Origin of the sequence: Amazonocrinis nigriterrae CENA67 (assembly GCF_016056305.1) — a bacterium.
Lineage (GTDB): Bacteria > Cyanobacteriota > Cyanobacteriia > Cyanobacteriales > Nostocaceae > Amazonocrinis > Amazonocrinis nigriterrae.
This window is the reverse complement of sequence record NZ_JAECZC010000003.1, coordinates 158,950-179,314: the sequence shown is the minus strand read 5'-3', so window position 1 is coordinate 179,314 and position 20,365 is coordinate 158,950. Positions and strand designations below refer to the sequence as shown.

14 protein-coding genes are annotated in these 20,365 nt (G+C 42.1%); 8 read left to right on the top strand and 6 right to left on the bottom strand.

Annotation, left to right across the window (positions count from 1 at the left end; translation table 11 throughout):
• Nucleotides 1–185: 185 nt before the first annotated feature.
• A complete protein-coding gene (locus I8748_RS03740; protein WP_198123324.1) occupies nt 186–443 on the top strand; it encodes a hypothetical protein in 258 nt (85 codons plus the stop codon).
• Between the two features lie 58 nt (nt 444–501).
• On the opposite strand, the gene I8748_RS36220 is transcribed toward I8748_RS03740, so the two are convergent.
• From I8748_RS36220 to I8748_RS03720, 4 genes are all read right to left on the bottom strand, one after another.
• Nucleotides 502–5,811 (bottom strand): NHLP family bacteriocin export ABC transporter peptidase/permease/ATPase subunit, encoded by a 5,310-nt coding sequence (locus I8748_RS36220; protein WP_198123339.1) that lies wholly within the window; start codon nt 5,809–5,811, stop codon nt 502–504.
• Between the two features lie 202 nt (nt 5,812–6,013).
• Complete coding sequence (locus tag I8748_RS03730; RefSeq protein WP_198123323.1) at nt 6,014–7,453, bottom strand: NHLP bacteriocin system secretion protein; 1,440 nt, start codon at nt 7,451–7,453, stop codon at nt 6,014–6,016.
• Between the two features lie 856 nt (nt 7,454–8,309).
• Nucleotides 8,310–8,549: a hypothetical protein gene (locus tag I8748_RS03725; protein ID WP_198123322.1), complete on the bottom strand. Its 240-nt coding sequence runs from the start codon at nt 8,547–8,549 to the stop codon at nt 8,310–8,312.
• Nucleotides 8,550–9,441: 892 nt separating this feature from the next.
• Nucleotides 9,442–10,452 carry a multicopper oxidase domain-containing protein gene (locus I8748_RS03720; protein ID WP_198123321.1) on the bottom strand — a complete coding sequence of 337 codons (1,011 nt, stop codon included), beginning with the start codon at nt 10,450–10,452 and terminating at the stop codon, nt 9,442–9,444.
• Between the two features lie 800 nt (nt 10,453–11,252).
• On the opposite strand from I8748_RS03720, the gene I8748_RS03715 reads away from it, so the two are divergent.
• Together I8748_RS03715 and I8748_RS03710 are read left to right on the top strand one after the other, a co-directional pair.
• The gene (locus I8748_RS03715) at nt 11,253–11,444 is read left to right on the top strand and encodes a CbtB domain-containing protein (RefSeq protein ID WP_198123320.1); all 192 of its coding nucleotides are present in this window, start codon (nt 11,253–11,255) and stop codon (nt 11,442–11,444) included.
• Between the two features lie 417 nt (nt 11,445–11,861).
• Nucleotides 11,862–13,028 carry a hypothetical protein gene (locus tag I8748_RS03710; RefSeq protein WP_198123319.1) on the top strand — a complete coding sequence of 389 codons (1,167 nt, stop codon included), beginning with the start codon at nt 11,862–11,864 and terminating at the stop codon, nt 13,026–13,028.
• 290 nt (nt 13,029–13,318) lie between these two features.
• Here I8748_RS03710 and I8748_RS03705 read toward each other — a convergent pair whose 3' ends face one another.
• Nucleotides 13,319–13,984: a VOC family protein gene (locus I8748_RS03705; protein WP_214662406.1), complete on the bottom strand. Its 666-nt coding sequence runs from the start codon at nt 13,982–13,984 to the stop codon at nt 13,319–13,321.
• A 354-nt stretch (nt 13,985–14,338) separates the two neighbouring features.
• Here I8748_RS03705 and I8748_RS03700 point away from each other — a divergent pair, with 354 nt between their 5' ends.
• The 4 genes from I8748_RS03700 to I8748_RS03685 all read left to right on the top strand — a co-directional run bounded on the left by I8748_RS03700 (nt 14,339) and on the right by I8748_RS03685 (nt 17,624).
• Nucleotides 14,339–15,262 carry an energy-coupling factor ABC transporter permease gene (locus I8748_RS03700; RefSeq protein ID WP_198123318.1) on the top strand — a complete coding sequence of 308 codons (924 nt, stop codon included), beginning with the start codon at nt 14,339–14,341 and terminating at the stop codon, nt 15,260–15,262.
• Nucleotides 15,255–15,908 carry an energy-coupling factor transporter transmembrane component T family protein gene (locus tag I8748_RS03695; protein ID WP_198123317.1) on the top strand — a complete coding sequence of 218 codons (654 nt, stop codon included), beginning with the start codon at nt 15,255–15,257 and terminating at the stop codon, nt 15,906–15,908. The genes I8748_RS03700 and I8748_RS03695 overlap by 8 nt, the downstream gene beginning before the upstream one ends.
• A 14-nt stretch (nt 15,909–15,922) precedes the next feature.
• Entirely contained in the window at nt 15,923–16,687 is a 765-nt protein-coding gene (locus I8748_RS03690) for an energy-coupling factor ABC transporter ATP-binding protein (RefSeq protein ID WP_198123316.1), read from the top strand.
• 61 nt (nt 16,688–16,748) lie between these two features.
• Nucleotides 16,749–17,624, top strand: coding sequence for a Cof-type HAD-IIB family hydrolase (locus I8748_RS03685; protein WP_198123315.1), 876 nt, complete (start codon nt 16,749–16,751; stop codon nt 17,622–17,624).
• Nucleotides 17,625–18,067: 443 nt separating this feature from the next.
• Here I8748_RS03685 and I8748_RS03680 read toward each other — a convergent pair whose 3' ends face one another.
• Nucleotides 18,068–19,027 carry a DALR anticodon-binding domain-containing protein gene (locus I8748_RS03680; RefSeq protein WP_198123314.1) on the bottom strand — a complete coding sequence of 320 codons (960 nt, stop codon included), beginning with the start codon at nt 19,025–19,027 and terminating at the stop codon, nt 18,068–18,070.
• 215 nt (nt 19,028–19,242) lie between these two features.
• On the opposite strand from I8748_RS03680, the gene I8748_RS03675 reads away from it, so the two are divergent.
• Nucleotides 19,243–20,001, top strand: coding sequence for a Crp/Fnr family transcriptional regulator (locus I8748_RS03675; RefSeq protein ID WP_096557872.1), 759 nt, complete (start codon nt 19,243–19,245; stop codon nt 19,999–20,001).
• Nucleotides 20,002–20,365 lie beyond the last annotated feature (364 nt).

Sequence of the window (20,365 nt, the reverse complement as noted above, 5' to 3'; positions counted from 1 at the left end):
GTAACGTCAGTTAGGGTTAAGGAGCTTTATTTAAGTTTGAATGGCTGAAACGGCCTAAGGACGTTGACAGATACCAGAATAATGCAACGGCGTAATGAGGGTTTGAGCTTATCCCGAACTCAAGTTAAGGTAATATCGCAGTTGGATTAACGGCAATGATTTCTGAGTAACGGGTAAAATCACTAATGTTAAATGTAAGGATGTGCGTTAAACCATGCATCAGCATTGCTGCAACTAATCGAGCATCGTGTACGTTACTATTCAACTTAATTGCTCAATTCTCAGCTTATATCATCACCAGCAAGCATATCCTGCACGGTTGTATTCTATATCGACTATTGCACTTCATAGATGAATTGCAAGAACGAAAAAACAAGCTTGAACGGTGGAAAAGAGAAATTGAGCATCTGGAACGGGAAGCTGAAGTTTACATGACTAATTAATCAAATAGAATATGATTTGCTTCTAGGTTTGAGTCCATAATTAACCAAGCCCTTGTTTTTAGAGCAATTGTCCCCTCATCAACTGTGCAAATAGCCCTGGTTGATTTGCCAGTTCAGAGAAACTACCTTGCTGTACTACTTTGCCACCTTCGAGTACGTAAATTCGATCAGCATTTTGGATGGTACTGAGTCGATGAGCGATCGCTACCCTAGTCACCTTCATCTGTTGTAAGCTGTGACTAACAATTGCCTGGGTTCTATTATCTAAAGCACTAGTCGCCTCATCAAAAAGCAAAATCCTGGGTTTCAACACCAACGCCCTGGCAATTAATAACCGCTGTCTTTGTCCACCGGAAAGATTACTACCTCCCTCACTGACAACTGTATGCATCCCCATTGGCATGGCGGCAATATCATCTGCTAAACCTGCCATCTGGGCTGCTTGCCAAGCTTCCTCCATCGTCAAGGCTGCACCGCTGGCAATGTTCTCAAAAATAGAAGCTGACATCAGCCGACTATTTTGCAGTACCACACCCAATTGACGACGCACAGCATGAACATCCAACGTTGCTAAGTCTTGTCCGTCGTAGTAAATTCTGCCGGATTTGGGTAATTCAAACCCCAAAAGCAATCTTAATAAAGTTGATTTACCGCTACCAGAAGGCCCGACAATGGCAATAAATTCTCCTGGTTGGGCATGGATACTGACATTATCTAGCGTTAAGGGGCCATCATCACGGTAGCGAAAACTGATGTGGTCTATAAGTAATCTACCTGATAGCTTACCTGGATCTGCTTGAGCAGAATTTACTTCTAGTTCAGCTTGCAGAATTGGTTGCGCCCGTTGCCACAAGGGTAAAACTTGTAAAACTTCCACAACTGTACTGCTCAAACTGGTTGCCCCGTTAATGAAAGTGCCAAAAGCAACGTTGAACGCTAAAAAAGTACCAGTTGATAAACCAGTTCCTCCCAGAGTTTGAGGCTGTGCAATTAAGCTAGTAGCAAACCAGAACAACGCAGCAGTTGTTAACACAGGTAATACCTGATTGATGACTGCAACGCTGTCTTCAATACTTTGGGTACTCAACATCAGTTTCAATTGATGGGTGTACTGTTTACCCCAGTAGGCAAAGGCGCGGGCTTCAGCTTTGGCGACTCGCAGTTTAGAAACTCCGTTAATCAACTGCACCATCACACCAAAGATTTGTCCTTCTCGTTCTAGTAGGGGGCGAACTTTACGGACAATCAAAATACCAGAGATGATAGTGACAGCAATATTTACTAGTGCCACTAGACAAGCAACCAAAGCTAAGGAAACACTGTAGGAGAATAATAATCCTAAATTGAGTAGAGAGAACAAACTGGAGAAGATTGTTTTTAAGACTGTATTCCCAAGTTTCTGGCGGATTTGACTAATAGCTGTGACTCTAGAATTCAAGTCACCAACTGAGAAAGAGCGAAAAAAGCTAGGTTTCAAATTTAACAATCGATCCCAAATGGCTGCTTGGGTGGAGGAATCAGCAAAAGTTTCCAGCCTGATGGTAGCTAACCCTTGGGCGAGTTGAAACAGCATTGCTCCAAAGGCAGCAGCTACTAAACCAAAGGCAATTTGACTGAGTAACCCCCGATTAGCGTCTGGGATAGCTTTGTCGATGAGGATTCCTGTGGCTTGAGGTGTGAGCATTCCTAACAAACTGACGGTAATTCCAGTCAACAAAATTACAATCAGTTCTTTGTAATGTCCTTGGACTGCAAACTTGAGTAAATCTAATGTTTTGAGTTGTTTATTGGGTAAAGGGCGATAAAATGCGTAGGCGGTAGTCGCCAGCGCTTCTGCAATGCGGGCGTCTACAGGAATGCGAATCTGTTTTTGGGGAGCGTAAAGTTCGTAGCGAGTATGAGATATTGGTAATAGTGCCACAGGTAGCTTACCCTCAACCGTGTATGCCAACATCGGGCCGCCATCCTTTTGCCACCAGTTATTTCGCAACTGAATGCGCCGCACACGGATACGTGAAGCACGAGTGATCGCTTCCACAGGATCTCTGACTCGCTTGGTATCTTCTGATGCAGCGGGAGGACGAATTTCAACCCCCAACGCTTTACCCACAGCACCCGCAGCCATAAGTAAAGTTTCATCAGGATGACCGGAATAAAGACTTGTACTGAATCCTGAACTACTATTTAGCTTGGGTTTTGGCAATACCGATGCTAGTTCTGTTAAAGTCTCTCGCATCACCTGACGTTCAAGTCGTTCCCTTGCCTGAAATCTCAAAAATTCTGCATTTATCTCTTGACGTTGCAGCAAATCTATGCAGTTGAGGAAATAAGTTTGTAGTTGAGACAAACCATTCAACAGCGAATCTATATTTTCGATTTCTGACGTGTTGGCAATTTTCACCTCCACTGTGTCATCTGCCTGAAACCACATATTTGCAGCCAAAGGCAACATCCCACAAGCAGAAGTTAAGGAAAATTCCGCAAACCCCATCCATTTAGCACGCCCTTGGGAGATTTGCACCCACAATATATCGCCTTGATGCGGCTGGAAAATTTGGTCTTTGGCTAAAGAAAAGTGGCGGATTCCTAAAGGTAATTTTGCTGTCGTTGGTGTAGTGATGCCAGCAAGTGCTGTACTTAGTTGACAAATCCAGTTTTCTATGTGTGGCGCAACTTCACTATGAGCAAACAACCGGCTAAAGTCTGCTCTGGATACTTTGACAAGTTCTGTATCTTCAAGGGACATTGCTAAAATTTGATGCTGCTTGCCTTTGAGACTTGGCGCAGTGGCAAACATAGCTTGTCCCGCTGTGGTAGTGAATAAGTAGCGGCGACTTGTTTGGGGAACACCATCATTGAGTGCGATCGCAAATAGCCCCAACTGACCCGATTTGACCAGCCAAATTGTCTGCAGGTCATCTAGCAGTAGCGACTCATTGGACTTCAAACTATAGCATTCACCTGGAAAATTGAACAAAGATAAAGAAGATACCGACTTTACTCCCTCATCCCCCTCATCTTTGCATCTCCCCTGCTCCTCTGCTCCCCTGCTTTGCTGCTCCCCCGCCTCCTCACTGCGTATCAATTGCAAATACGGCCCCTCAACTTGCCGTAATTCTTCATGAGTCCCCCGTTGGGCTATCTTGCCGCGATCCAAGACAATAATTTCATCACAATCTCGGATAGTTGAGAGTCGATGGGCTACGATGATGCAGCTACAACCGCGCAGGCGCAAATTACGAGTGACAGTTTTTTCTGTTTCAGGGTCTAAGGCACTGGTGGCTTCATCCATGATGACGATGGTAGGATTATTCACCAAAGCACGGGCAATTTCTAACCGCTGTCGTTGACCACCACTCAAATTGGTTGCACCTTCCAAGAGGTCAGCATTATAGCCACCTGGTAGTGATAGAATAACATCGTGGAGGGCTGCATCTTGACAAGCTCGGACGAGATGGCTTTCTGGTATTGTAGTATCCCAAAGTGTCAAATTGTCTCTGACGCTACCACCAAACAACAAAATATCTTGTTCTACAGCAGAGATCGAATTGGCTAGTACCTGGCGAGGAATTTCCTCTCTGGGTTTACCGTCAAAGCAAATTTCCCCCTCCCAAGGTTCATAAAGCCCACACAAAAGTTTAGCAATGGTAGACTTACCAGAACCACTTCCACCCACTAAAGCAACTCGCTGTCCAGGCTTGAGCGAGAGATTAAAGTTTTCAATCAGCGGCGGCGCAACGCGGCTATAGCCAAACGTCACATTGCGTAATTCCACATACCCCTGGAGTTTGGGCGGGAGGTGGAGATGAAGGGATGAGGGGGATGAGGGGGATGAGGGGGATGAGGAGATAAATTTGTAATTTCTTACTTCCCCTGCTCCCCTGCTCCCCTGCTCCCCTGCTCCCCATCTCCCCATCTCCCCATCTCCCCATCTCCCCATCTCCAACTGCGGATCAATAGGATTACGCAAAACATCATCGAGACGGTTGAGATTTCCTTCCATCTCTTGTAACTCACTTCCCAGGTTGACGAGATTAGTTACTGGCTGGAGGAATCTTTGCATCATCCCTTGAAAGGCTACTAACATCCCGATGCTCATAGCTCCATCCATGACTCGCAACCCACCCACAGCTAAGATGAGCATGGAAGCGATCGCAGACAAAAAGCTTGGTAAAATTCCTAGTGTTTGGTTGCTTTGCTCTAATTCTTGGCGTGTATTGATGGCTTTGGCATAGTAACCCGCCCAACGAGAAAAGAAATCTGACTCTAACCCTGATGCTTTTAATGTCTCCATGCTCTGAAGACCAGAAATTGCTACGCCGCTGACTTTGCCATATTCTTGAATCTGTTTGGTGTTAGCATTTACGCGCTGCCCTCTTACCCACTGTAAAGCAGTGAGGTTGATGGCGACAAAAGCGATCGCAATTGAGGTCAGCACTACATCATATTGCAGCATCACCATTACATAAAATAATACTGAAACTGCTGCGATCGCTGTGGTAGCTAATTTACCGGAAAGTAGGTTGGCTATACTATCGTTGAGTTGTACACGGCTACTGATTTCCCCAGCAAATCGCTGGTCGTAAAAACTGACGGGTAGGCGTAAAATATGCCACAGAAACTTACTTTTCATGCCTACAGACAGTTTGATTTTCAACTGGCGCAAAAACTGCAACTGTAGCAGTGTTAAAAATCCATTGAGTACGGCGGTGAAAATCATCCCTAAAATTAGCGGACGCAGCCATTCATCCCGACGTTGAATTAATATGTTGTCTACAAATACTTGTGAGAATGCAGGTATGGCTAGACCAGGAATTACTAACAAAAATCCTGCCAGCACACAGTAAATCAATGCACCAACAGAGCCTCGTAGCCTTGACCATAAAGCTAAGATAGTGCTGGGTTTGCGTCCTCCTGGCTGGAACTCTGTCCCAGGTTCTAGAACTAGTACCACACCAGTGTAAGCACCGCTGAATTCTTCTAAAGAGACGGTGCGTCTTCCGCTTGCGGGATCATTGAGATAAACTCGCTGTTTGCCAAATCCTTCTACTACCAAGAAATGATTAAAATTCCAAAATACAATGAAGGGACATTTGATCTGTGACAGTGCAGCTAAGTTGGTCTTAAAACTCTTGGCGGTAAGTCCGTAGTTTCTGGCGGCTTTTAGGATGTTCAAGGCGCTAACCCCATCACGGGATACGCCGCACGCTTGCCGGAGTTCTGTAAGTGGCACGATGCGATTGTAGTAACCTAGAATAATTCCCAAAGCAGCAGCACCACATTCTACTATTTCCATTTGCAGTAGTGTGGGAGTACGGCATCGCTTGCCTTTGTGCCCCAATAGACTGTGCAGATTTCGCCACAACATCATATTTATACTGAGTTACGTTCATAAAAATATTTAGAAATTAGGGAGATGAGGGGGGATGAGGAGGATGAGTAAGGCTTATAAATAGAAGCTTTAGCCTCAAAGGCTCAAGTTCCACTTTCAAAGGTTCAAAATTTTTACTCTCCCACTCCCTCATCTCCCTCATCTCCCTCATCTCCCTCAACTCCCTCACCCCTGAGTATCAGGAAATACCACTCCATGATCTCAAAAGCGGGATGATAAAGCTAATGGGGGCGCGTTCTTCCACGGTGACTTGTACGGTGGTTGTAGTTCCAGAAGTTACTGGCAACTGTGGCCCTTGGGAGGAAGACCATTTGTAACGGCTGAAGGTGGAAGCATCTGGTTGTAGTCGTGCAGTAACTTGAATCTGTGGCCCTTGTGACATCAAGCCTTGCACGAATTCGGAATTGCCCACTACGCTTAATGCAGCTTCTTTGGTTACGGGAAAAGCTGAGACATCTGTAACAGTACCAATGATGCCACCAAAACGTTCTCGTTGCACTGTGGTGGGCGTGATTTGTAACTTCATTCCTGGTTGAATTTTCTTACCATCGCCAACGGTAAAAAATGTGATGCTGACTGGTTGGGCTGATGGTTTTTGTGCAGCGATCGCTCCTATAGGTGTACCCTGGAGAACAACCTGTCCCGGATTTGCGGAAATTTCTAAAATACGTCCGGTGTAACTGCTTTTAATCAGGCTGTTGGTTGACAATTGCAATGCCAATTGAGCAATATTGCGTTGGACTTCCTGAATTTCTTTTTTACGGTTATTTGCAGTTTCTAAGTCTTGTTGTGCAGCTGTTGCTTGTTTGCTGTCTAGTTGTTTTAACTGCGTTTGCAAATCTCTAATTGAGTTGAGGTTCTCTAGATATTGGCGTTGAGCATCTGCTTCTTTGACATCCAATTGTTTTAGCTGTGATTCGGCTTCATTAATTTGTGTCACAGCATTTAAGTAGTCTTGCTGTGCCTGTAAGACTGTATCACCAGAAATTGCTCCTAGCCTCAATAATTGCTCGCGGTTGTCTAATCTCTGTTTGAAAGTGGGTAAAAGTTGCTGGAGTGCTTGCAGGCGTTGTTTTTGGTTGATGCGATCGCGCCCAATGGAATCCAGCCCTTTTTCTTTTAAAATCGGTGTGAGCTTTTGTACTGCTTGCAGACTTTGCTGCAAAGTTTGGCGTTGCTGTTCAATCGCCTGTTTGTCTACGTTCTGTCGCTGCTGTTGCAACGAGTTAGCATCACGATCCTGTACTTGTAGTTGCTCTAATTTAGCGCGTACTAATTGTAGCTGTTTGAGGAGTTCGCTTTGGTCTAGCGTCGCCAGCACATCACCTCTTTTCACTGAGTCGCCAACACGCACGTTGATTGTTCGCAACTTACCTGCGATCGGTGATTGGAACGAGGTAACTGTGCTGGCATAGACTATTATTCCTTGACCCGTCACTGTAATGGGGATTCGTCCTAAAATACTCCAACTCAGCCCCGCTGCTACCAACGAACCAACAGCAACTAAAGGTAGCCAATTTTGAGGATTGACTACCTGCATGATTTGATCTAATTCTTCTGGCGAAGAAGCACGTTCTAAAGCTTCTTTGCGGAACAGCTCACTTTTTTGCCTAACCACCGAACACCATCCCAATTTTGATGGGAGTGAAAACAACACCCAGTTTTGAGATAAGAAAATTTTGTTGCTGCAATTTTGTCAATTGGAGTATTAATAAAATGTATGCGATGAGATAATTTGCTTGCTTGATATTACTGATATTCATACACATACATTAACCTTTCATGAAATAAGAGGTCAATATATGCAGAAATAAATCTTTTAGGACTTACGCAAAAATTGAGCTTAAGCCTAATTTATCGAACCGCCCTTTGGGTGAATCCTTCTCCTGTCTGAGACGCTTCGCGAACGGATACGCTGACGCTCGGAAAGCGTAGCGTCTCCCCAAGGGTAGAAGACTCGCGCAACGCTTGCGCTAACGCGAACACCAGTTCCCAATGGATCCATAAGCCTAGACGGAAACTGGACTCAGTAAGACGCTAAGAACGCCAAGAATTCGTAGAGTGTGCGTATGTACTAGCTTTGTAAATTTTATTTTTTTGTAGATGTTGCTCAGTTTTTATCCTAACTATTCACTGTATGAATAAAAAGGTGTAGTAATATAACTGCACATCATTTCGGAAAAACACTTTTATTTAACTATATGAATAAAAAGGTGTAGTAATATAACTGCACATCATTTCGGAAAAACACTTTTATTTAACTATAATTTTGAAATTTTAAAACTTCTACACTCTGGTTTTTTTGAGAAATAGAGTTTTTTTAGAACACAAAAACTCTATTTCTCATATGTTATTGATATTGGGTTTTACTGTCTAACTTTTTCGATCAATAGTGCTATTGTTAGCTTTGAACAATTCTAGAAATAATGATTGAAAAAATTGGCATTATAACCCAATACCATATTTCTCAAAACTTAGGTTTTGTTACCGAGGAGAGTACCCAATAACCCTACAATGGGATTGATAGTCAGTACATCTACATCATTATTGCTGAGAATGTCACCTGTATCTAAATTTAAATCTACCAAGTCATCTAAATCTATCAAGTCACCATCATAGACATAACCAGATCCTCCTACTAGGTTCGTGATTTCTTCATCATTCAACTCTGTCATAGCTGCAATGTTCTCTAGCTCAAAAGTGTGATGAGACATAAAAACTCCTAAAATTGTAAAATTCTCAAGAAAGTGCAAACTAGTGAATTTATCCTGATATTGAACCAAAATTTGCAGATATTACAAGTTTTCAGCCACCTCTAATTAAGAGTATTCACAGGTTTGAGAATACACTTTTGCATTCATAGAACAGCTGTCAAACTGAATGTATCTGACGTGATTGGTTATGTCTTGAATATTCACCCTGTTATTACATTACTATTTCGCACGATAGATTTATTTAAAGAAATAGTAAAAATTCAGTAAATCTTCCTGGTAAAAAAACGGGATTTACCAATAAAAATATAAGTAAGAAAATTGGTAAAAGCAGGCTTTTGATAATTTTAAAAAGTAGGAAAAGTAAGAAAAGTGGGAAATAAAATTAAAATTATTTACATAGTCTATTAATATTAACGCAGCTAATAACTAGCTATAGGCTGTAAAACAAGCAGAAATCGACAAACAAGGTTATGGCTAAGTGATTGATGGATAATCTCTAAAAGTAGGTTTAAAGCTTTTTTGAAGTCACTGACTACACTATTTGCACCAGTATGACAATACGTGTTAATATCAAATCAATATAAAGTTTCTGTAAAGATGTCATAGAGAGTTTACTGATACCGATTTAAATAATCTTTGCGACACATGGATTAACTATAGGGGCGTACAGATGTACGCCCCTAGAAGATATCTGTTGCATTCTTTTTTCAAATTGGTATTAGCTAGCAATCAGTTCCTAAAGAACAACCCCGTTTTGGCTGAAGCTGAGGGAATTAATACGTTTGTAGGGTAGTACAGCTAGCTGTGCTACCCTACAAAAAATCTATATTTATCAGAATTTTCGTGAAATGGTATTAGGGGGGTAACTTCAGAACGACTCGACAACAAGTATTTAAGTTTTAGCTTTATTGTTAGCGACGACTTCAAATTGGCCCATGCACCCGTTCTCAGCGATCGCATCCTGATGGGGATGAAACATATACTTACCTGGATAGCGGAAGGCGAATTCCAAAATGTGCCGTTCTGCTATACCCATCGTAATTACGTCAGTTTTCTCGCTAGACGTCATCGTCATACCTGTGCGATACACATCAAAGAAGTTGGCATGGAGATGAAACGTTACTGCTGTATCGTATTCGATGATGTTAAGCACATACAGCCGAATTAACTGATTTTGGTAAATCTGGATCGGGTGATGCATGTAGTGATGAGGCAAACCGTTGAAGGCGTAATACTCATTATGGCTATCCTCATTCACGTCATATCCAGCCATTATTAGCACTATTTCATCAGCCGCAGGACGTGGTGTAGGTGGATCGATGATGAACATCCCATACAGTCCCTTAGCAATGTGACGGGTGACTGGTTCAATATGACAGTGATATAGGTGAACACCGTAAGGTTCAGCATCAAATTCATAAATTGTTGCTTTACCATTGCCAACTGGGCGAACACCATCCATTTCTGCGGGATGAATACCATGAAAATGCAAAGAGTGGGAATGTCCCGCTTGGTTAAGAAAGAGTACTCGGACGCGATCGCCCTGTTTTGCCCGTAGCGTTGGCCCTGGTATACGCCCGTTTAAATCCCAAATGTTGTAAGAAACAGCACTATTTAGTTGAATCACCGAAGTACCAGCAGTTAACTGAAATTCTCGGATGGTGCGTCCATTTTCTTTCTTCACTGTTCCATAATCAAAATTCCGTAGCACCTGCATGGGATTCGCAGCACCTGAAGGTGCTTCCATATCCATGGGTGGTATTCTGACAGTTGACTTACTTTGTACATTCAGAGTTTGCCAAAGCGCCACCGCCCCAGTGACGCCCATACCTGCTAAACCCAATCTCAGCAGTTGACGACGGTTCCAAAGTTTTTCTTGCCCCAAAATCAATTGCTTTGGCATCGCATTATCAACGTTTTACAGTTTAAAAAATTGCAATAAATTCCCAATTACTTCGCATCCTATCTCAATCAATAATTATTGTCAATAAACTTGTTGACTTACGTTGAGCTATTTTCCAAAACAAGGCAGAGGATGAAAGTTATAATCTAGAAGCTTCCTGAGCAAAAAAGCGTATGAGTAAGGAAACTACAGTATGACTTCTTCTATTACCATGCCTCCTTTACCCAGACCTATTACTTGACTAAGCATTACCTAAATCAAAAAAATTTGCAATAAATGTCATCAGATATGCTATTGAAATTCGCAAGAGCCTTTACCAAGACCTTTGAAGGCAGGAACAAGGATAGGAAACAGAGGTAACTTCTTCCCATGCCCCATGCCCTATTCCCTTGTGGATAGAGTTTTTTATCATTGTGTTCAGCATTCAAAATGCTATCATTCAAAACTATGTGTCATTCTTTTGTTATTTATATGGACTTTATGTGTAGATTTCTGCATTTGGAGAAATTGAAGGTCAAGTGATAGTAAAGTGTGTGTAGCTTACGACTGTATATTGATGGCAACAGAAATGCTTGAAAAAATAATTATGCTAACACTGATAGGTCAAAATCGCCTAACATTAAGTATTTCGCCCAGTATCAAAAAATTTTTTATTCTATAATTTTTAGCAAAACCGAACTATCCAATACATTTTATACACCGTTGTCAAATCCAAAGTTTATCGGATATCTTTTTTGCAATCAAGTGCGATAATGCCCCTTGATTAACTAATTACCCAAATTAATTATGGGAGGTCATCAATGGCTAATTTTTCTAATAGTGCAGCATTGCAGAAGACTGCAAGTATTACTCTGTCCAAGCCTGTGCAGGTAACACTTTATATGTTGCTATCTTCGTTAGTTATCTGGACTGCCTTGTTCTCTACCTATCCAGCAGCTCATAACACAGCACACTCACTGCGTCACCACACTTTAGGCGTTGCTTGTCACTAAATGACTATTTCAAGATTTGTTAGTGCATTCGGCTGTGTTCAGACATGTGACAAAGTTATGAAGCTAATATAGCGCAGACTCCGCGCCAACATTTTTGCTGGGAAAGAATTTTAAGTAATGTAGAGATGGAAAAAACATCTTTATATTACTTAATTCTATTTCAAGCCATGTCTGATTTATAACTAATTATTGGCGCGTCATTTATTTGCGATCAAGTAAAGAAAGGCTAAGACTGTCAAGTTATCATACTGTTTCTTACGAAGGCTGCTCTAAATCGTTTGAATCTTCAATTTCTTAACGCTTTTTGTGATTGGTTGTTAATTTCTTGTGAAAGTCTAAGATAATTAGCCGCATCTTCATACAGAATTAGTCTCAGTTGCAAAAGTTACTGAGTTGCCCCACTTACATTCAGGTTTCATGAAAAAGTATCAACTGTTTGGAGTTATCAGCGCTGTTTGCATAGCGTTGTCAATTCTTTATTCTTTGGTAGGAGTTTCTCAAACTCCCGTACCCAAAGTACAACTCTCCACCAACCCACCTTTAGAACGTATTCTTCCCTTTGAAGCAGAAGCAGAAAAACCGGAATCTCCCGTTACTCTGACACTACAAGCTGTTGATGGTGAGAATAAACCGTTAAAAAATGCTTTAATCCACCTAACAATTCTGACACCACCATCTAATCCTTGGTTAACTACAGATTTCCCCATTGTTGAGGGAACAAAATTACTGCAAATGGATGCGATCGCACCTGATGGTAAGCTAGAATTCCAGCAGATATTACCCATTCGCGGTAATTACCAACTACAGGTGAATGTGTCGCCTTTGGTAGCCAATGCTTTTGCTCCCTATGAACAAACCTTGAATCTGAAAGTCCGAGAAAATCCAGTTAAATATAAGTATTTTGCTGTCATTGCAGCTATTTTACTATCAGTTGGATTGTTGGGTGGTTGGATTATCGGCGGACAAGAAGAACTCCAACAAGGAGAAATTGCACCGCAGTCTGTGCGCTTGTTGTTAAGTACATTGACAGCGATAGCGATCATAACACTATTGTTTATCAACATTAGTGCAGAAGTCGCAGAGGCTCATGGTAGTGGACACTCAAGCAATACTGAAGCTATTGCACCATCAGTGCAAAAATCTCAAGATTTAGAAGTCCGTATTGACGGAGATAAAAATGCGACTGTGGGAAAACTGGCGAATTTAGCTGTACAAGTGAAGGATGCTGCGACAGGAAAGCCTATCAACGATGTAGTGTTGCAAGTAAAAGCGATCGCTCTAGAACATAATTTAACAGTTTTTACCTATAAAGGAGTTCCTGACCAAGAAGGTAAGCTAACATGGCTGGAACAATTTTTTGATGGTTCTCCCCACAAAATTGAGGTAGAAGCAACTCCTACCTCTGGATCTAGCCGTCAATTTTCACCTATAAAAGTGGCACAGTCTGTTGAAGTTGAGGGAATTGCACCGCCGATTTATATTCGATTGATTGGTTTATTTTACTTTACAGCCATTGTCGGTATTGGGATGGGGGTTGGATTGCTAATACAGCAACGACGTACACCACTTTCAAGAGCAAATTAGCAATATTAGTTTTTATAATATTGAGCAGAAATTGACCATTTTCAGGCAAGCGATCGCCTCTGTTGCCTAGGTACAAATATGTTGTGAAAAACAATAATATATTAATCAGGGTAAAGGTAAAAATGAAAAACCTTTACCCTTTAATTTTAAATGAATATAGCATTTCTCAGTTATATGAGGTACGCAACCCCACCCCCAACCCCTCCCCGCAAGCGGGGAGGGGAGCGTTTGCAAAAAGCAAATGCGGGGTGGGGTTCCGAATGTATTGCAACAAAATCAGAACCGCTATATTACCATTGAAATGAAATTGGTAGTGTCAGATGAAAATTGTGTAATCTACCTTCCTTGCCACTATCAAACTCTATCTCTAAATGATAAGAATTACCATGTGAAAATTCTATGATTCCAATTTCGCTTAATTTTGTTACTTCCAAAGAAAAATTTTTATCTCCAGGTAAGAAGACTCGCAACGCTGTAATTTCCAGAAATCCCGCTTGATGAGTTAATGGGCGTTGTTTTTCCAAGGGGTAATTTGCAGGTTTTTGGCTGGAGGGTGAAATAAAAATCAAAGGTTCAGACAAATTTTCACTGTTGGCTAGTATTGGAATGAAGGCATTTGATGGCAGATAAGGCGCATAGTAATTCCAGGTAGAGAATGGTATTTCTAATAAATTAGGTGTGACTCTTCGTAATGCAATACCGAAAGGACAAGCTTTTGTCTCTTGCCAACGGCAACGCTGCCACAAACCTGTAGAACTAACAACAGGAGATTGAATTTCATTGCTGTCATTAAGCCAAAGTAACTCCAGATAAACATTGTGAAAGAAAAAGCAAACGTTGGCAGTACCTTGACCTTGATGAATGCGACGGATACCTTCTGTCAGTCCAAAATCTTTGAGAAATTCAGCTTCTGGCACTTGCAGTTCAACACAAACAAAAATATGATCTATTTCCATTTATATCTAATTAAATGTGATCAGAATAAAGTTTAATGATCATATCTACATCTTTATTTATCAAAAATCAATTATTAAAATTGAATGAAAAAATAAAACTTTACAAATATATATTATTTACTCATTATCAGAGTTTTAAGTGAACATTAAAAATGTAATTTATCATAAATTTACAATTTAGAAAAAAAGTATAATATTTAACGCAGATTTTATTGTAAATCTTACCTAAGGTACACTGTAAAATCCCCCAATAGGGCATTGAAAAAAGGGGAAAAATTCTGTTTTGTATTAGTTTAATGTCGTAGTTAAAATCTTGAAATTGTGTGAATCAACACATTCGATACAGGGGACATAATGCATATTCCTGATGGATTTGTTTCTCCACCAGTGGCAGCAGCTACCGGGTTGGTGAGTGTGGCAGCGCTGTTTATTGCCACTGGGCGATCGCAAGCAGCTTTTGGTATCCGTCGTGCCCCTATTTTGGGGTTAACCACTGCTTTTATTTTTGCTGCCCAGATGATCAATTTTCCTGTGGCAGGAGGCACCAGCGGTCACTTGTTAGGGGGAACCTTAGCGGCTGTGATCTTAGATAGTCCTTGGGCAGGGACGTTATCTATCGCCACAGTTTTAATCATCCAAGCTGTATTATTTGCCGATGGTGGCATCACAGCCTTGGGAGTCAATATTTTGAATATGGCAGTTATTGGTGTTTGGGTAGGTTGGGTATTAACTCAAACCTTGCAACGGCTATTCGGTGGTTCAAAACGTCGCTTACCCCTAGCTGCGGGCATTGCCAGTGCTGTTAGTGTAGTGGTAGCAGCCATTGCTTGTGCCATTGAATTAGCCCTTTCTGGAACGGCATCCTTAGCCATAGCTTTGCCATCAATGACGGGTGTTCATATTCTGATTGGCATTGGTGAAGGCTTAATTACTGGAGGTGTGCTAACTTACTTAGCCACAGCACGACCAGATTTATTACCAGGGGAACAGCAGCAGTTTAAAGGGTGGTTAGTGCCTGTTGTCAGTATTTTCTTGATTGCAGGTGTGCTATCACTGTTTGCCTCAGCATGGCCCGACGGCTTAGAAAAAGTTGCTGAAAACTTAGGTTTTATTCACTTAGGTGAAAAAGTGCGGGTAATTGTGCCAACACCCTTAGCCAACTACGGCATCGAGGGTTTGGGGCAAATTGGCACAAGTATTGCTGGACTGATAGGAGCAGCAGTTTGCTTTGCTGTTGCCTTTGGGATTGCCAAGGTGGTGAAACCGAACAATGCTTAAAATTCCTTTGCCGTTACGTTTACAGCTTTCTCTAGTGATTGTAGTGGGAGCAGCCTTATTAAAGCACCATGCCTGGTCTTGCCTAGCAGTTTATGGTGCGATCGCGCTCATCTGGGTATGGTTATTGCGTGTCCCCATTCCCCACTTAGGAGGATTATTAGGTACTGAATTGATTTTTCTATCATTGCTAGCGTTACCCTTGGGATGGGAACGAGCTAGTTTTTTGCTAGTGCGTTCCTTGGTATGTCTAATCGTGATGAATAGTTTTTTGTTAACATTAACTCCCCACAGTTTCGGCATCGCCCTCAAAAGTTTACCTGTACCAGCAGCTTTTAAGGAAAATTTATTGTTGGCTGGGCAATACCTAGAAATTTTACTGACAGAAGTCACACGTATGCAGCGTAGCGCTCAATTACGAGGTTTAAATGGTGCAGCTGGATGGCTGCGTTATGCTAGCGCTGCCATGATTGGTACTTTGTATCTCCGCAGTTTGGACAGGGCGGAAAGAGTCTACGCCGCAATGATCACTCGTGGCTATAACGGACATTTACCGATAGATCCGCCATTGCGACCAAAACAGCGTTTTGCAGTGCTAGCAGCTTGTGCGATCGCTGCTGGTTTGACTTTAACTTCATACAGAATCTAACACAGTTGGAAATTTTGAAATCTTTAACTTTTAACCCCCAACCTCCAACCCGTAACCCCCACGCCGCTGTAGTGGAGGTACAAAACTTGGTGTATGCCTATTCCCAACAAGAACCAGTATTGCAGGATATTTCTTTTACATTGCAAGCAGGCGATCGCGTGGCGTTAATGGGGCCGACTGGTTCCGGTAAAAGCACCTTGTTAGAGAACCTCATCGGTTTAAAACAACCGCTTTCAGGAAAAATTTGGATTAATGGTATCTCTCTAGAACCAAAAACTTTGTCCCAAGTGCGTCGTTGTATCGGCTTTAGCTTTCAAGATGCTAACGACCAACTATTTATGCCCACCATCTTGGAAGATGTCACCTTTGGGCCGCGTAATTATGGTGTACCACCAGCAATAGCCATTGATCAAGCACGGCAGTTATTGGCTGATTTTGGTTTAGAAGCTTACGCCAATCGTTCTGCACATGAACTTTCTGGTGGACAAAGACGCCTTGCTGCCCTAGCAGCTATTTTGGCTCTGGAACCTGCAATACTTATTTTAGATGAGCCGACTAATGGGCTTGATCCTGCATGGCGGCGTCACTTAGCGCAAGTGCTGTTAAAGCTACCGGTGCAAGTCATGTTAATTGCCTCCCATGAATTACACTGGTTGGGGAAAGTAACTCAACGTGCTTTGGTACTGTCTGGTGGTCGTATTCAAATAGATAGCGATATTCAGCCACTATTAAAAGATGGAGAAACCCTAGACCAGTTAGGTTTACCAGTAGATTGGTAAGTAAAAACCGCCTGTATCAAGCCTTGTTGTGTGCGTGTTAATTACGAATTACAGGAAGTTTATGGACGCAGCCTCTGCTACTGACTTGGCATCTACTGTTAATCAATCCATAGCTACAAAAGACATTAAATTATTAGTTCTAGACATAGATGGTACGATTTCGGGAAAATCTAATACTTTGAGCGAACCTGTAAAGCAAGCGATCGCCCAAGTCCAAGCCCAAGGTATTCAAGTAGCGATCGCTACTGGTCGTATGTATCGCTCGGCTTTACGCTTTCATCAAGAAATTGGCTCTGTGTTACCATTAATGGCTTACCAAGGAGCCTGGATTCAAGACCCAGCCAGCCAAAAACTGCATCGGCATTTGGTTGTTTCTCGTGAACATGCACACCAGCTACTAGACTATTTTGAACAGCCGGAATTGCGATCGCTTTTATCTGTTCACTTCTACATCAATGATGAACTTTATGTGCGGGAAATCACTGAAGAAACCCAAATTTATGCACAACGTTCTGGCATTACCCCCATTGCTGTAGGTGATTTGCGTCAAGTCTTAACTAATGAACCAACAAAGATTTTGGCTTTGTGCGATGACACAGATGTAATTAACGAATTATTGGGGAATTTACGTAGCCAATACACACCAGCCGAACTTTATCTGACAACATCTATTGCCACTTTCTTTGAAGCAACTAACCCCTTTGTTAACAAGGGAACTGCCGTGCGTTATCTAGCTGAAGAGCTGCTAGGCTTACAAAGTAACAACGTGATGACAATTGGTGATAACTTCAACGATGTGGAAATGTTAGAATATGCTGGCATTGGTGTAGCGATGGGTGATGCACCAGCAGAAGTTCAAGCGATCGCTCAGTGGGTAGCTCCTAGCGTCGAGGAAGATGGAGCCGTAGCTGCGATCGAAAAATTTTTACTATCGTAAAACCACTCTCTGGAATCAGAAATATATGAAATCAGAAAGGGCACCGACGACTGGCCGTGTTTCGTCTCGGTGCCCCTGCTGGTTCGCTCCTCACACACCTGCTAATATAACCGAGGTGATCAAATGAGTCAATAGAACATTATAAAAGTTTTCATTTTTTCTTCATAAGCCTAGTGACTAACGGCACCATCATTTCAGCGTAGTGTCTAGTTTTATCCAAACTACTCAGTTGCGAAGATAAATATAGCAGTCGAAGTATAGTTTAGGACAGTACTGATTGCTACTAGCCTTGAAATAACTTACTTTCTAACACCAGGTGCTTCAAGTCGGGAAACCCGACTTGAGCGGATCGCCGTGGGAACCCCCCTTCGATAGCATCTAAAAATAAAGAAGATGAGGAAGTAACGTACCCTTCATCCTACTTTAATAGGATTAAGTAGAACTTATAGCTCCTGGAGAGCAACAACACCTAGTTTTTCTACCAGCAAAAATCTTAATACAGACTGAGTAACCATTACCAGGCCTAGTCTGGCTTGGGCAAGTTCTGGTGAGCAAATTTTTACTTCACCCCAAATACGGCATTTGCTCCAGAAGTTTTCAAACGCTTGACTCAAATTCATCCCTGCTTTTTCCCAATCAAATGAACGACTTAAATCTGGAGACATCAAGTCGTCTACCACCTGCACTAACTTGGTAATAAGGCAACTCTCATTAGGGTGATTCAAGCGAAGTTTTTGATCACAATCGAGCCAAGGTATTTGCTCTGTGAAGATTACACTCCCAAAAGCTGAGCTAACATCTAGCAGTGGTTCTCTAAGTTTAATCAGTCCCTCTCGGTGAGCCAGCCGCAATAACGAACAGCAGCGAGCATAAACATATTGGATTTTGAATAAGCGCTCAGTATTTAAAACTTTACATTTAGAATTTGTAATTAAAATTTCTTTTCTCTCTATCTCCCTCATCTCCCTCATCTCCCCCACTTCTTCTAAACTTCCAACAGCAAGACTTTGCAACCAAGCCGCCAAAAGAGTATCAGTTAATTCTAAATAAATCCAACCTGGGGGAACAATCTCGATAGTAAAAACGTCGCCACCAATTCCTAAGAAGTGAGAGACGATAGCACTAGCTATCTCCATAGGATTTCGATTATGAGATTTTGATAGCCAAAGAGCCATACCTGAGATGTACAGAACTCTGTCTTTGTATCTTCCTTTAGATAGATGCAACTTTTTGTATTCCGTGAAAGGAATTTTATCTTTACTAGTATAAATACTTAGTGCATTTGTTAATAGCCTATATAATAGCTGTTTCAATGCTGTGTCTTTACTCACTAGTGTGCTGAGTTGCACGTAGTTATAAATAAATAATTCCTTATGATTTTTTCCGGATGTTCTGTCATCCATCTTTAGATATAAGATAAATCTAAATAAAGAAAAATGAGAGTAGCATAAAATTTAATGAATATTGTATAAATAGGGGGTAAATTTTACTACCATCATTGTACAGTAAGAAGTATAACAAAGATGTGGAGTGCAAAATGCTTTCCACTCTTTGGGTGGCTAGCGCTGTTAGGCGTTATGCCTAAACTGCCAACACAAAGACACTCCTTGCACTTTTTATGACGTCTTTGTTTTCAGCCGAACGCTCTTTGTTACCTATGCAATCTCCATCTTCTTTTTCTGAGGCATCACGGCCTTTTTTAACTTGGCAACGAATTCTTGATTGGGCTCAAGAACACTACCGTTGCCGCACCTTTAGCAAAGATGAACGCATTCCAGCTAGACCTGGATTGCTCTATTTGGTGCAAAGGGGTGCAATCCGCATGGTAGGAACCGCTCAGGTTAGCGCTACTGCCAGTCAGCTAACGTCTCGACGAATTAACAGAACCCCAGAAGAAGCTTTCTTAGGTTTTGTAGGAGCGGGACAACCGTTTGAAATTGTTGCCCAGTCACCATTCACGCTCCAGGCATACGCCCATGTTGACCAAACAGCAGTGTTGTGGATGTACTGGCATGACTTAGACAACTGGCCTCACTTCCGCCGCGAAGTTATGGATGCCTTTAGGTATCAGCATCAGCGTAAACTGCTATGGCTGAGTGCCTTGGGACAACGGCGCACAATTGACCGCCTCTTAGGATTTCTCACATTGTTGATTGAGGAATATGGAGAGCCAGCAATGAGTGAAACTGACCCCGATGTAATTCGTGGCTATTGTCTACCTTTCCCCCTCACCCATGCCCAAATTGGTAGTGCGATTGGTTCGACTCGTGTCACCGTCACCCGCTTGATGGGCAAGTTGCGTCAACGTGGCTTAATCCTCACCCAAGGTGATAATCTCATTTGCTTGCCAGCAGAGTCGATTAATCGAGCCAGCTAAAGCAGTTCAAATCTTTAAGAGAAGCAGCCGAGTCTTACAGGCATCTACGGTGGGAACTGCCGCTACACTTGCCAGCAGTAGTAGCTGTCAGCAAACTTTGACAATTCAGCCTTAGTCATTAGTTCCTACCCCCGATCCAATTAGCAGTAAGTTGGTGTCAGCAACTCCTGCTTGCTGCTAGGTCTGACCAATCTGTTTGACCACCACAAACAGATTGTGTGAATCGGGAAATTTCTGGATTTAAAAGTCTCAGTGTTCAATTTGTGGCGTTTACCAGAACATTTAGAAGGGAGTACAAATGGCTCTTGGTAGGAAGCAATTTATCGCCCTTGCGTCCACCCCACCGTCAAGGGCAACACTGAAC